We start from the raw sequence: 12,929 nt of genomic DNA, 5'->3' as shown, positions 1-12,929 counted from the left end.
TCGAATGAAAAATATTTTAATTCAATTTTGATGTGATTTGGAGGATCGTTCCTTTAATGGAATTCGTTTATAATGGAATGAAGTGATGGAGTATGATTTCGATATCGGTGGAGACAGGAGGAAGAAAGATGAAGATGACCCAGATTTGGCATGCTTCAATGCAAGGAATGCCCTGGAATGAAGAGAAGATGAATCAGGCCGTTCAGCATTTGCGGCGCAGGGCGACGGTTCATTTTCGCGTCGGTGTGGATACGGTTGAGGATCTGGTCCAATTGGATGCGAAGGTTTTCTCAGCCAGACCCGATCTCATTCTTCACATCTCTAATGCAGATGTCAAAGCAAAGTACGAATCAAGTTTCCTCGGACGCTTGGCGCAGCTGAAACATGTGTCTGCTCTACAGCTGCATGTTTCCCAGAAGCAGGATTTTACTATTTTAGGTGCAATGAGTCAGATGCTTTTTCTAATCATAAACTCCCCTGCCAAGGCCACAGATTTGAGTTTTATTGAACATTTTACACAGTTAACGTATCTTGAGCTGCATGGAAAATTTGTAAGCCAGACCTCCATTGAGAAATGTAAGTCTCTGGAGACGCTCATCCTGAACTGCCCGGTCGATTGTCTTGACACATTAGCAGTGCTGCCGACGCTTCAATATTTGTCTCTTGATAACTGTGAGTTGAGAAGCGAACTGGATATACTGGCACCGTCATCCATCCGTATACTCAAGCTCAGCTCCGTGCGGAAGCTGACAAGTATCCATGGGCTGAAACGTATGCATGGACTGGAATTCCTGCATTTATCATTGTCCAAGCTGGAGCAATTATGTGATTTCTCGCAAATGCCCCGGCTCAGCCAGCTCGAGCTGAATTATATGAAATCGCTTCGGGATCTGGAGTATTTGTGGACGGCCACAGCTCTTGAAGTGCTGGAACTGAAGGAGATCAATACTGCACTCAAAGCAGAATCATTCGCCCGGCTGTCAGAGCTAGAGCGGCTGCGCCAGATCGATTTTCGCTTCATCGATTTTAATAAAGGGCGCATTGCTGCTATGCGTGAACAGCTCATACAGCAAGGAAAGTCGCATATTCTGTATGAGCATATTCCGGAACAAGATCGAGTACAGTCCATGGCGATCGAGCATATATCCCGATACTTGACATAGAGAATAATGTGAAGGGAATAGCCATCAGATTTAGATTGAAGGCGCAGCATTGATTCCGCTTTCTGCCCTATGTGTTCAGATCGGTAAGCGCAGGCACGTTAATCTCCTTGACACAGGCTGCGTTGGACAGGCTGACAACACACTGTACGATGGACACGATGTCTTGAAGAGGGATGCGTGTCCCGCCGTACTCGGACAATGCACGTTCTGCACCTGCTTCGTACGGAATCTCTGCCGCCAGCTCGCCCGGGTTAATGCATGTTACCGCAATGCGGTCCTTCCTGGTATGTTCGCGTAAAGCTTCTGTGATACCCCGTAATGCAAACTTGGAGGCGACAAAAGAAACCTGCGTGCTGCCCGCATTGCTTAGACCGGCGGTTGAGCCAATAACAATGATTTTGCCTGCCGCTGACAGCCGCAGTTGAGGCAGCAGTGCCTGAATACATACAATGGTGGACGTTACGTTGACATGAATCAGCTGTTGAATATCGGCAGGTTCATCCTCATCGAAGGTATAATGCTCCTCGAAACCTTCCTTTTCCCAGATGCCCACGTTATAAATAAGAACATCCAGCGTTTCGCCGCGCAGCTGCTCTGCAATGTGCTGGGCGGCCTGGAGCTCGGAGAGATCCGCCTGAATCCATATCCGCTGTACACCATCGTCCAGCTTCAGGCTTTCCGGCCTGCTGCGAGATACAACCCATACTTTATCACCAGCCTGTGGCAATCCTCTGACAAATGCATCACCCAGTCCTTTACTGGCCCCAAACACAATATAATTTTTCATTTTTGAAATCCCCCTTATGTTACCATTTGTATCAACACCATATTATTAATATGGTATCACCATAAATTTTACTATAAAGGCGTAGTATGGAACATGAAGGTTGAATGAGGTATGTTTCATGTTTCAGATAACAGTACAATCTCTTCTCCCCGCTGCTGTCTGAACGCGATATTTTCTCTTCCCCAGGCACACATCACATCGACAATTGTATTGGCTGTCACCCCGTATTCAGTAAGACTATATTCTACTTTCGGAGGCATCTGCTGGTAGACATGCCTTTCGACAAGGCCATCACGTTCCAGTTCACGCAATTGCTGAATGAGCACTTTTTGCGATATTCCAGGGATGCTGCGTTCCAGTTCACCTGTTCTTTTGACACCTGACATCAGGATACAGATGATCAGGGCCTTCCATTTGCCGCCGATGATTTCAAGTGTTGCTTCAATTCCCAAATGATACTGCTTCATGGATACCACCTCGTACAATTTCGTTTATAACTATATATTGTCTCACGGATGCAAAACAGAAGTCCATACACACTTTGAGGTAAGCATCTTACTTCATTGTGTGTATTTTCTTTTGGTCTGACACAGCGGATAATGGTTCGTATTCAAGCATGCTATTATTTTTCTGGAGAAAGGAATGGATCAAACGTATGAAAACTTTAGTTATTCTGGCACACCCGAATATAGCTGCTTCCAGGGTGAATCAACGCTGGAAAGAGGAGCTGGAGCAGCATGCAGAGGAGGTGCACATTCACGAGTTATATCGGACCTATCCTGACTGGAGCATCGATGTTGTTCGCGAGCAAAAACTGCTGGAAGCACACGAGCATATCATTTTACAATTTCCGTTCTATTGGTACAGCTACCCGCCGCTGCTTAAAAAATGGCTGGATGATGTTTTCACGCATGGCTGGGCATACGGATCGAAGGGAGACTGTTTGCACGGAAAGCGGATGGGGCTTGCAATATCTATTGGGGACAAAGAGGGGAATTATGCAAAAACAATGCCGGTTGGCTTCAGTGTGGAGGAACTGGTTGCACCATTCAAGGCGAGCATGAATCATGTCGGCGTTATGGCCTTGCCGAATTATGCTGTCTTTGGTGCCTCATTTCAGGCAACCGATGAAGAAATTGACCAAAGTGCGAAAGAATATATTCGTTATATCAGGCAGTTCAGAAAATGAAAACCAAAACCAAAATGACCTGGCTCCACGGAAAGTGAAGTCCAGGTCATCAGATGTGATTACGTACTGCGTAATTTCAACTTAAAGGCTACTCTATACGGAAAAAGTCGAAGTCCGCATACCCTCCAGTAGATTTGGTCGCATAGTTAAACAAAGCGAACCGATAGCCCATAAAGTGTGGCAGCGTGTACGACATTTGCAGTGTGTTGCCAATGGTGGTCCAGTTGGTTCCATTCAGACTGTAGGCAAAATAGGCTTTATCTGTTTGATTCGTAAAATCACATATGACTCGCAAATAGACCTTGTTTTGATTCAAAGGTACACTTGCGACTTCAGTCATCGTGCCCGAGCTGGCATTAACCATGACGATGGATTTGTTGTTGCCGTTCATCTTAACACCGACAAAACCGTATTTGGCCTGGAACGCAGCGAGTCCCGCATAATCTCCATCCTTCATGCCCGCTGTTTCCAGCGCGGTAATGCCCGTGCTTTTGGGTCCAATGGTACGTTGTGTCAGCGTATTGCGTGCTTCCAAAATGTTTTTGCTGAGCTTGCCTGTGGTTATACGCAGGAAGCCTGGTCGCTGGCTCAAGGACCATTTGCTGGCATCAGGGTTGTGATTCCACTGCCAAAATTTTGAGAGACCCGATGAGCCAGAAGCGGCATTGAATTCATCCGAGCCGTAAATTTTGGTCGTTGGCTGGCCATCCACTGGCAAGTTCATGGTCATCGGGACTTTGCCATTAACTCCGAATACAGGCCAGTTGTCCGACCAGGTGACTGGAACCAGATAAGGAATGCGTCCGATGGCTCCGCTATCACGGAACAGCATACCGTACCAAGCTCCTGATGCAGTATCTACGATGCCGCCTTGAGCAATGCCGGAATCTCTCAACACAACTTTTCCAGTGTAAGGGCCTGTCAACGTATTTGCACGATAAGCAAGCTGGATGCGTCCATCACCTGCAGGCCAGGCAATCAGAAATACATAATACATGCCATTAATCTTCTGAATATGTGCCCCTTCTGCTTTTACAATCATATTGGAGCCGGCGATATTGCTAGCATTCGGAATCAGTACCTGATTCAGACCTCCAGATTTAACGGCTTTGGCATCCTGTGTTAGTTCCACAATGCTAATGTTGTCACTGCCGTGCACGAGAAAGGTCCGGTTTCCATCGAAAAGCAGGGACGGATCATGATAATAGCTGTTTAAGGTATATGGCGTCCACGGTCCGGTCTCAATATTATTGGTCTGGTAGATATAGGTCCTTCCCGTGGAAAGGGAGCCGAAGGCTACGTAGTAGGTGCCGTTGTTGTAGCGAAGGCTGCTCGCCCAGGAGCCGCGTCCATATTCATTTTGACCATTATTCAAATTCTGCACATCGCCGTTGCCAAGCGTGTCATACACGTAGTTTACAATGCTCCAGTTGACCAGATCGTACGATTTCATGACAGGTACGCCTGGATTCATATGCATGGTGGTGCTGGTCATATAAAAGGCGTTGCCTACACGAATGACATCGCTGTCAGGCACGTCTGCATATAGCACCGGATTGTTAAAGGTCGCCGCAGAGGCGGGCTGATGAGTTAGAGGCAATGCTGTCAACAGCAAGGGAATGGTGAGCAGAAGCGCTCCGATTTTTTTCCACATAACGATGCCTCCCTGAATGTCATGATCTCAAATTATAGAGAGTATTCCAGATAATCAATGTAAGCATCCCAGGTTCCATTATCTGTGGTTACAACGAGCTTTACTTCCTGATTCCCCGTAGCATGTGTGATGTTGGAAAGGGTCTGCACCGTTGGTTGTGTTCCAGTAAAATAAAATGAACCTGCCGTTACACCGCCGATCACCAGATCGACACGGGCTGTACTGTTATTGTTGGAAGCGCCTCTGAGAGAGAATTGATGTGTCGGATATGCAAAATATTGATTGTAGGCTGCATAGTCATCGTTTGCATACAGCGCAACTCCGTTAAAAGGAGAACTGATTACACCTGCGTATGGACCGCCTACAGTCATATTTTCCGCTTCAATCCGTGTCACAGAAGGGTTTGGGTTAGGATTTGGATTTCCCCCTGAACCGGAGGTGAACTGCCAGTAGTCCAGATTGAACAGATTTCCACTACCTGAACCGGTGAACACAAGATACAGATTGTGAATGCCGGTCGTATTGTTAACGTTGGTTTCCAACTCACGCCAGGTCTGTGCCCCGCCCGTAGATGTTACGTTAAGTGTACCAATCAGGGTGCCTGTCGGACTGCCAAGTCGGAGCTCAATGTTACCATTGCCGGTAGAAGCCACGTTCGCTTTGAATTTGGAAGCTCCTGTTGAGCCAAAATCCACTTTGCTTACAGCAACCCAATCGCCATTATGGATGTTGGTTACGTTCTGATTGGATGTTGGTCCGCCGCTTGCCTGACTTGGCTGTGTATTAATGCCTGCTTGCCAGGCGATGGTTTCAGCTTCCACGCGCACATATGGGTTGAGGTTAGCCGTCTGCGGCACACCAGTCATATTGCCTTGTACCTCCTGAATTGTACCATCTGCATTATGCGTCAGCCTGTTGATATGTGTGGAACGGTAGCCTTTGCCATCTCCGAGGAAAGCCTTGCTGACCGTTTGTGCATGATATGCGACATACCATTGATTGTTAAACTGGAACACAGCATGATGGTTGTTGCCGCCAACACCGAAGAAGGTGCCTGGATTTTTGAGGAAATGACCTTTATACGTAAAAGGGCCCATTGGGCTGTCACTTACCATATATCCGATTTCACCTTTAGGGTAGGCTGCCGGGTGATTTCCTGCAAAATTGATGCAGTACGAATAGTAGTATTTGCCGTTGTATTTATGAATGCCGGAATCTTCAAACATATATGGTGCATCAATCGTTGTTGCACTGCCCACTACACTGGTCATGTCGGCACCGAGACGAATGACCCGAGATGTTTTGGGATTGGCGATGGAAGCCGCGTTACTCTCGTTCGGAATGCCGCCCCCTGCATACAAATATGCCGAGCCATCATCATCCACCAGTACAGCCGGATCGAAGAGCCAGGTTACGCCTGACATCCCGGGTGTTCCATGAGTTACGAGTGCCCGTCCGATTGGATCAGACCAAGGACCGATTGGGGAGTCTGCCGAGAGTACACCAATGCCTGCACCCGAGTTAGCAAAATACAGGAAAAACTTTTCTCTGCCGTTAACGGTTTTTTTGGCAATCGCCGGAGCCCAGGATTGACTTGCCCAACGGGCGATGCCTTGTCCGTTATTGGCATTATTGGCGCCGGCTACTGGAATGTAACCGTGGTCTGTCCAGTTCACCATGTCAGCTGAAGAGATCACACTGATTCTTCCGATGGTGCCGTAGTTATTTTCTCTGACAGAGCCATCGTTGTTGTACAAGTAGGTATCTCCCGTCATATAAACATAGACCCGATTGTTGTGCACCAGCACATAAGGGTCGGCTCCCAGCTTATGATCAACCAGGGGGTTAGCATTCACAGGTGTTTTGGCAACAGCATTATTGGCTGCATAGCTTGATTCCATAGGCATCATGACAAACACCAGTATGAGGGACATCAGCAAAGCTAATCGTTTACGAATCATACGTTCGCCTCCATTGGATTAGGATGATGGTACCTTAAAAAGTTGAATTGAAGCGCTTACAACGATGGAGAGGGTTTTCTTAACAAAGCCTCCTTTCTGAATAAGCGTTTGGATTCGTGCTCAAGATGTGATCTATGGCTCAAGCTGAAGACCTGCACAAGGTGAGAACATCAATAAGATGCAGATGCACAGCTTTAACCCGAAGGTATGAAAGCAAAATGCAGGAGTGTTGGTACTTTTAACTATAATCCGTCAGGTTGTTGTTTGTAATCGCTTTCAATAAAATGATTTAGAAACGAGTGTCGGAAGAGTGGAAGAGGTTTTAATGTAATTATTTTTCATATTTTCTTTAAAATGTTTATTGTTTTGACGATATCATATCACATTTTGAAAAGAATACAATCACTTTATAACAAAAAATGTAAAACAAAGTAGAACAAACGGTAAGAGAACGTTCATGCGGGTTTTCTGAGGTTTATCGCTACATTCTCATATGTTATGATCTGAATTAGTTGGAGCTTTTAAGCTGATTTACAATAATGATACATAAGAGCAGGTGGTTTACATGAATACACATGTCTTGATTTACGATGGATATGTGAGCTTTGAAGTTATGCTTGCGATGTACCTGATGAAAACCAAGGGAGAGATCATCACTGTTGGTATTTCTTCTGATCCTGTGAAGTCTTATGAAGGCTTGATGGTTACTCCAGAGCAGTCGCTTGATGAGGTTAATGATGGTGATATTGAAGCTTTCATTATTCCAGGTGGGGATATCAGCGAAATTCGGCAAAATGAAAAACTGGTTTTACTCTTGCAAAAGCTGAACACAGATCATAAATATATTGGTGCAATATGTTCTGGCGTAGATTTGATTAAACAGGCAGGCCTTTTGGAAGGGAAGAAGTATACGAGTAATGATGCAAGTCGCACTGCTACGTATGAGGTGCATGACAACCTGATCACAGCGAAGGCAAACGGATACGTGGATTTTGCTATAGCTCTGGGACAAATGAGAGGTATCTATTCGGATGAAGCGGATTACGAAGAAACGATCCGTTTTTTCAAATATTTTGAGCATGTTTAACTTGATTCAGATAGATGTACTAATTTTGATTTGATAGGTTTTAAATGTCAGAAAGGATTAAAGGATGTCTAACAATACGGAATGGATTGCTCAATGGAAATCAATAAGGGCATTAAGCAGTGCATGGGTGTCCAATGGTGAGCGACACCATCTGGTCAATCACAGCTTTTTGTTAATCATCGACGGAAAAGCAAGCTGGACTATTAATGGTCAACCTATTCAGGTTTCATATGGAGAACTTATCGCACTTGAAAAAAACTCTTTAGTGGAGGTTTTGGAGGTCGGAAATCTCGATCTGGCCGGATTCCATATTCAGTTCGATATTTTTTCTGTGCCGCAAGAACATATACAAGCAGAGCCATTCAGATGGCATCTCCCGTCAGGGAATACGTATTCATATCAGAAGGTGCAACTGACGGACGGGAAACTGGCCGGCCTTATTCAGTATTTGAACGGGATTGGTTTGCAGGAAGGGGAATCGGCTTGGGTAACCAAGCAACATTTGCTGTATGAGCTTTTATATATCCTCTATGGACAATTACCAGAAGATGAGGTTACGCCAGAAGTTGGCCTCCAGCGAACCGTTACATATATGCAGGAGCATTACGATCAGATGTTGACGCGCAAGCAGCTGGCGGAAGTTGCCGGAATCAGTCCGTGGCATTATTCGCGAAAGTTTAATGAACGCTACGGAAAGCCACCGTTGGATTTTCTGGCGCATTACCGTATTTATCGTGCGCAGGAGGAGTTGGTGCTGACCACTGCAGCCGTTCAGGATGTTGCTGCAAAATCCGGCTTCGAGGATGTGCACTATTTCAGCCGTCGTTTCAAACAACTGACTGGTATCTCACCAAAGAGCTACCGGCAAACGTTATATCAACGCCGAATTATATCCCTTTCTCCGCTTTATGCGGAAGCGCTGATTCATCTGGGAATTATTCCTTATGCCGTTGTCGTAACACCGTTATTACTGTCTTCGCATCAGCGTGATTTTTTTGCTGACCATGGAGTTAAGCTGCTGGAGGTTGCTCAGTATGAAGCGGACATGGAGCTTGTGTTAGAAGCGCAACCCGAACTTATAATTGGCAACCTGTGGGCGGAAGAGGTCAAATATAAACTTCGCAATGATGGGCCTGTCCTGACCGGACTTGCACAGGATGTAGAACCTGTACTTCATCAATTGGCTGTCTGGTTTCAACGTGAGGAGATGGCACAACAGTTGTGTTTGCACATGAAGCAGGAAATAGAGAAAGCACGGCAACAGCTGCAGCCCGTAATTCAAAATTCCTGCACGGTCATGGTCTTGAGGGTAGAGGCATTCGGTTATCGTTATTTGGGAGGACGCTCACATGGTATATCCAAGCTGCTGTATGAACAACTCGGGCTTGCCCTGCCTCAACCATTGCAACAAGGAAATGCCTGGTTTAATGCTTGTTCACTGGAGCTGCTAAGGGAAGCAGACCCTGATTATCTGTTTGTCGAAATACGTAAAATGCAGCATTTGAATGCGGATGAAGGTATGCGTAAATTAAGTGAAACTCTGCAATGGAACGAACTGAGAGCAGTGAAAAACAATGCTGTGTATTACGTGGATACATGTTTGTGGGTGAATGGTCATGGTGTTACAGGACATCGAATCGTTCTCGATGAAATCACCAAGCATCTGACGAGTACCACTCTTGTGGAAGCACAATAATCCAAATTGATACGCACGATTCGCTATGGAAGAGGCTCTTTTGATTTGATAGTATAATTGATAATAATTATCATTATCAATTTGAGAGGGAGAAGCAAATCATGAAAGTCAGAATTAAAGGGTTAGGTATTTTGTTGCTGATTGCAGGCTTACTGCTTGCTGCATGCAGTGGTGGGGCGACTGAAGAAACAGATGTAGCAAGCACAGCAGGAGCTGGGACCGAAGTGACAACGGGGGCAGAGAAAGCAGTTAACGTAGCAGATGAGACAAAAGTGGTGCATGATCAGTTTGGGGAGGTAACGATCCCTGCACATCCCAAAAATCTTGTTGTATTAAACTCTATTTATGCCGAGTATTTGATTGAGATGGGGATCACACCACAGATCGTTTTATATACTCCGGAAGTAGAGGCTGAATATCGTCCAGCATATTTTAAGGAACATGGCGTTCAAATTATTGAAATTGAGCAATATCAAATGAATTATGAACAGCTGTTGGCCCTGTCGCCAGATATGCTTCTTACAGCAGGTGAAGGTATGGAACAAAGCGTGTATGATGAGTTGTCCAAAATTGCTCCTACTGTGGCACTAGATTCCAATAGTGAAATGACGCGTGCCATGCCTAAGCTGGCTGCCATATTTGATAAGTCTGAAAAAGCGGCAAGTATATTAACTGAATTTGATGAAAAAGCAAAACAAGCCAGAGAAAAAATAGCTGCTGCTCTCGGGAATAAAACGGTACTGGTACTCAGAGTTGAGCATGATCGATATCGTTTTATGGGGCCAAAGGGAGGAAATAGCAGCATATTTTTCTATAACACGTTAGGTTTGAACAGTCCGGAAGCGATCAAGGACTCTACTGTATGGTTCAATCCATTTTCGTTGGAGTTCCTGCCGGAGATGAACCCGGATTATATATTTCTGGAGGATCGAACGCTTAAAGGTTATGATACGAAGCAATCCATGGAAAATCTAAAGCAAAGTAAGCTGTGGAAAAATCTCGAAGCTGTGAAGAATGATCATGTCTTTCCGTTAAAAACAAGTGAATTTACATCAGGTGTCGGTCCAATCGGCTCTGTGAAGTTAATGGATTATGTGGTAGAAAAGCTGGTGCCTTAGATGACGAAGCTACCGGATATATATGATATCACCATTGTTGGTGGGGGCCCGGCGGGCATGTACGCAGCTTTTTATAGTGGTATGAGAGCCATGCGAACCAAAATCATTGAGGCCAAGCAGGAACTGGGTGGATTTATGCGAACCTACCCAGAGAAGTTGATCTGGGATGTTGGCGGAATTGAGCCAGTTCGCTGTGAGAAGCTGATTCATTCACTGGAGGTTCAGGCACGAACCTTTGAACCAACCATCGTTTACGGGCAACAAGTAGATCAGATGCAACGGCGTGAAGATGGGATTTTTGTGCTCACTACTCAAACAGGGGAGCTGCATTATACAAGAACAATCATATTATGTGCGGGAAGAGGCATAACTCAGGTACAGAAGCTTGATATTGAAGGCGCTAATCGATATGAACTGACCAATTTGCATTACACGATCACTGATCTGTCAAGATTCGCTGGAAAGCGTGTTCTAATCTCAGGTGGAGGAAACTCGGCCGTCGATTGGGCGAATGAGATCACTCCAATCGCTTCCGAAGTGACCGTGATTCACAGACAACATCAGTTCAGTGCACATGAGTTACCTGTTGCCCAGATGAAAGCGATGGTTCGGGTAATGACACCCTATTCTCTCTCTCGTTTATACGGGGCGGGAGAGCATATAGAGCGGGTAGAGGTTACTCAGGTAGAGAATGGAGAGATTACGCAACTAGACATCGACGAGATTTTTGTATGCCATGGGTATGATCGTGATTTCGGTCAACTTGCGCAATGGGGATTAGAGCAGGATGATTATGGAGTAAGGGTTGATGCACGTATGCGGACAAGTATTCCCGGGATATTTGGTGCAGGTGACTTTATTACTTATGGAAGCAAATTCAGACTGATCGCAGGCGCTTTTTCTGACGCAGTCCTTGCAGTTAACAGTGCAAAAACATATTTGGACCCCTCTGCCCCGAATATGGCAGGTGTTTCCTCTCACAATGCCCGTTTTTTTGATAAAAACAAAGCGTTTAACAAGTCGCAATAAGTACAGGCGATGATTTAATTCATTTATGGAAGCTGACGTCGGTGATATGCTGACGCCAGCTTTTTAATTTTTCTGAATTTTCGTTCTAATCAAGGAAGTTTTCGGCATGCGTGCCGGGCACGTCAAGGGAAAGTGAAGCAGCAGGGGGCGAAAAGGCGGTAAAAGAGCACTTAGTAGGTTTCAAGACACGCTCTAATTCGGGATGGAGGCGTTTAGGTGGAAATTGCAAATAAAAGTTGTAATTAAGGCGAATTATCCCTGTTTTTACCCAAACCTTTGTTTCTGTACTGGAATATGATTATTAAGTCTTGAGTAGAGCATTGCTGCTGTAGTAAGAGGTTCACAGAAGAAGGGGGATGGGGAATTGACAATTTTGTCAACTGGACCGATTGAGAATACTGCCGTTTCCGGAGTTAGACCGACAAAGCAGGTAACCATTAGATTTGTGAGTCGGGCAGCAGCTGTAGATGCGGTAATCGTATCGGTGCAGGGGTATATGCTAGATACAACAAGAACGTTGTATGTGAGTGAACTGATTAGTGTTGCTCCTAATGAAGCATTGACTCGTAATTATTTTGCGGATTTAGATGCCTTTGAGTTTCTTTTTGAAATAAGCGAGGCAAATGTGGGAGATGTCGGAATTTCAGTATGGGGAAAACAGGCGTCAGGAGAATTGGTAGATGCACATCGGGTAGTGGAGCACGAAAAAACAATATCCAATTCTTAAAAGGTAATTTTTTTCAAAGAAGGGAGTAAGGCGATGAGTTTTTTATCGACAGGGCCAATTGAAAATAATGCTGTTAGTGGTGTAAGGCCGACGCAAACTGTAACGGTTAGAATTGATAATCGAAGCGATGCTACAGCCTCGACTGTACTAATTCAAGGATATTATATGAATGGCGGAACAAGGATTCAATATGTCAGTCAAACTTTTAATATTGCACCAAATCAAGTAATAACAAACAATTACTTTGCCGATTTAGATGCCTTTGAATTCACCTTCACTACAACAGCTCAGTTTAATGATCCTGTTCAAATATCTGTGTGGGGGAAGAGCAGCACTGGCTCTCTGGTGACAGCTCATCGTTTAGTTTCTTCGGAATTGCTGGGTGAAATTCTTGGTACAACAGGAGCAACTGGAGCTACGGGAGCCACAGGTGCGGCTGGTGCGACAGGCGTTGCCGGTGCAACAGGCCCGACGGGAGCGACAGGCGTTGCCGGTGCAACAGGCCCGACGGGAGCGAC

11 protein-coding genes and 1 pseudogene are annotated in these 12,929 nt (G+C 45.4%); 8 read left to right on the top strand and 4 right to left on the bottom strand.

Annotation, left to right across the window (positions count from 1 at the left end):
* Nucleotides 1–128: 128 nt before the first annotated feature.
* On the top strand, nucleotides 129–1,163 hold the full coding sequence (locus tag ACQSGY_RS19955) for a hypothetical protein (protein WP_427180162.1): 1,035 nt from the start codon (nucleotides 129–131) through the stop codon (nucleotides 1,161–1,163).
* 67 nt (nucleotides 1,164–1,230) lie between these two features.
* On the opposite strand, the gene ACQSGY_RS19950 is transcribed toward ACQSGY_RS19955, so the two are convergent.
* Nucleotides 1,231–1,950 (bottom strand): SDR family NAD(P)-dependent oxidoreductase, encoded by a 720-nt coding sequence (locus tag ACQSGY_RS19950; protein WP_427180160.1) that lies wholly within the window; start codon nucleotides 1,948–1,950, stop codon nucleotides 1,231–1,233.
* A 116-nt stretch (nucleotides 1,951–2,066) separates the two neighbouring features.
* On the bottom strand, nucleotides 2,067–2,417 hold the full coding sequence (locus tag ACQSGY_RS19945) for a winged helix-turn-helix transcriptional regulator (RefSeq protein ID WP_427180159.1): 351 nt from the start codon (nucleotides 2,415–2,417) through the stop codon (nucleotides 2,067–2,069).
* 188 nt (nucleotides 2,418–2,605) lie between these two features.
* On the opposite strand from ACQSGY_RS19945, the gene ACQSGY_RS19940 reads away from it, so the two are divergent.
* Nucleotides 2,606–3,139 (top strand): NAD(P)H-dependent oxidoreductase, encoded by a 534-nt coding sequence (locus tag ACQSGY_RS19940; RefSeq protein WP_427180157.1) that lies wholly within the window; start codon nucleotides 2,606–2,608, stop codon nucleotides 3,137–3,139.
* Nucleotides 3,140–3,227: 88 nt separating this feature from the next.
* On the opposite strand, the gene ACQSGY_RS19935 is transcribed toward ACQSGY_RS19940, so the two are convergent.
* Together ACQSGY_RS19935 and ACQSGY_RS19930 are read right to left on the bottom strand one after the other, a co-directional pair.
* A complete protein-coding gene (locus ACQSGY_RS19935; protein WP_427180155.1) occupies nucleotides 3,228–4,793 on the bottom strand; it encodes a glycoside hydrolase family 43 protein in 1,566 nt (521 codons plus the stop codon).
* A gap of 32 nt (nucleotides 4,794–4,825) precedes the next feature.
* Nucleotides 4,826–6,754: a carbohydrate-binding protein gene (locus ACQSGY_RS19930; protein WP_427180153.1), complete on the bottom strand. Its 1,929-nt coding sequence runs from the start codon at nucleotides 6,752–6,754 to the stop codon at nucleotides 4,826–4,828.
* Nucleotides 6,755–7,319: 565 nt separating this feature from the next.
* On the opposite strand from ACQSGY_RS19930, the gene ACQSGY_RS19925 reads away from it, so the two are divergent.
* The 6 genes and pseudogenes from ACQSGY_RS19925 to ACQSGY_RS19900 form a co-directional block, all read left to right on the top strand.
* Nucleotides 7,320–7,841, top strand: a complete 522-nt coding sequence (locus ACQSGY_RS19925; protein WP_427180151.1) for a DJ-1/PfpI family protein — start codon at nucleotides 7,320–7,322, stop codon at nucleotides 7,839–7,841.
* Between the two features lie 64 nt (nucleotides 7,842–7,905).
* Nucleotides 7,906–9,537: a helix-turn-helix domain-containing protein gene (locus ACQSGY_RS19920; protein ID WP_427180150.1), complete on the top strand. Its 1,632-nt coding sequence runs from the start codon at nucleotides 7,906–7,908 to the stop codon at nucleotides 9,535–9,537.
* A 101-nt stretch (nucleotides 9,538–9,638) separates the two neighbouring features.
* Nucleotides 9,639–10,655 (top strand): ABC transporter substrate-binding protein, encoded by a 1,017-nt coding sequence (locus ACQSGY_RS19915; protein ID WP_427180148.1) that lies wholly within the window; start codon nucleotides 9,639–9,641, stop codon nucleotides 10,653–10,655.
* Nucleotides 10,656–11,684 carry an NAD(P)/FAD-dependent oxidoreductase gene (locus tag ACQSGY_RS19910; RefSeq protein WP_427180146.1) on the top strand — a complete coding sequence of 343 codons (1,029 nt, stop codon included), beginning with the start codon at nucleotides 10,656–10,658 and terminating at the stop codon, nucleotides 11,682–11,684.
* Nucleotides 11,685–12,048: 364 nt separating this feature from the next.
* Nucleotides 12,049–12,411: a hypothetical protein gene (locus ACQSGY_RS19905; protein WP_216516980.1), complete on the top strand. Its 363-nt coding sequence runs from the start codon at nucleotides 12,049–12,051 to the stop codon at nucleotides 12,409–12,411.
* Between the two features lie 33 nt (nucleotides 12,412–12,444).
* A pseudogene (locus ACQSGY_RS19900) lies at nucleotides 12,445–12,929 on the top strand (hypothetical protein); the annotation flags it as partial.

Origin of the sequence: Paenibacillus sp. TC-CSREp1 (assembly GCF_050171015.1) — a bacterium.
GTDB classification, from domain to species: Bacteria; Bacillota; Bacilli; order Paenibacillales; family Paenibacillaceae; genus Paenibacillus; species Paenibacillus silvae.
The sequence above is the reverse complement of the archived record's forward strand: the minus strand, read 5'-3'. Positions and strand labels throughout refer to the sequence as shown.

What these genes read in the sequence shown, in the direction of transcription:
- ACQSGY_RS19955 (WP_427180162.1), top strand. Translation starts at nt 129, where the DNA reads ATGAAGATGACCCAGATTTGGCATGCTTCAATGCAAGGAATGCCCTGG.
- ACQSGY_RS19950 (WP_427180160.1), bottom strand. Translation starts at nt 1,950, where the DNA reads ATGAAAAATTATATTGTGTTTGGGGCCAGTAAAGGACTGGGTGATGCA.
- ACQSGY_RS19945 (WP_427180159.1), bottom strand. Translation starts at nt 2,417, where the DNA reads ATGAAGCAGTATCATTTGGGAATTGAAGCAACACTTGAAATCATCGGC.
- ACQSGY_RS19940 (WP_427180157.1), top strand. Translation starts at nt 2,606, where the DNA reads ATGAAAACTTTAGTTATTCTGGCACACCCGAATATAGCTGCTTCCAGG.
- ACQSGY_RS19935 (WP_427180155.1), bottom strand. Translation starts at nt 4,793, where the DNA reads ATGTGGAAAAAAATCGGAGCGCTTCTGCTCACCATTCCCTTGCTGTTG.
- ACQSGY_RS19930 (WP_427180153.1), bottom strand. Translation starts at nt 6,754, where the DNA reads ATGATTCGTAAACGATTAGCTTTGCTGATGTCCCTCATACTGGTGTTT.
- ACQSGY_RS19925 (WP_427180151.1), top strand. Translation starts at nt 7,320, where the DNA reads ATGAATACACATGTCTTGATTTACGATGGATATGTGAGCTTTGAAGTT.
- ACQSGY_RS19920 (WP_427180150.1), top strand. Translation starts at nt 7,906, where the DNA reads ATGTCTAACAATACGGAATGGATTGCTCAATGGAAATCAATAAGGGCA.
- ACQSGY_RS19915 (WP_427180148.1), top strand. Translation starts at nt 9,639, where the DNA reads ATGAAAGTCAGAATTAAAGGGTTAGGTATTTTGTTGCTGATTGCAGGC.
- ACQSGY_RS19910 (WP_427180146.1), top strand. Translation starts at nt 10,656, where the DNA reads ATGACGAAGCTACCGGATATATATGATATCACCATTGTTGGTGGGGGC.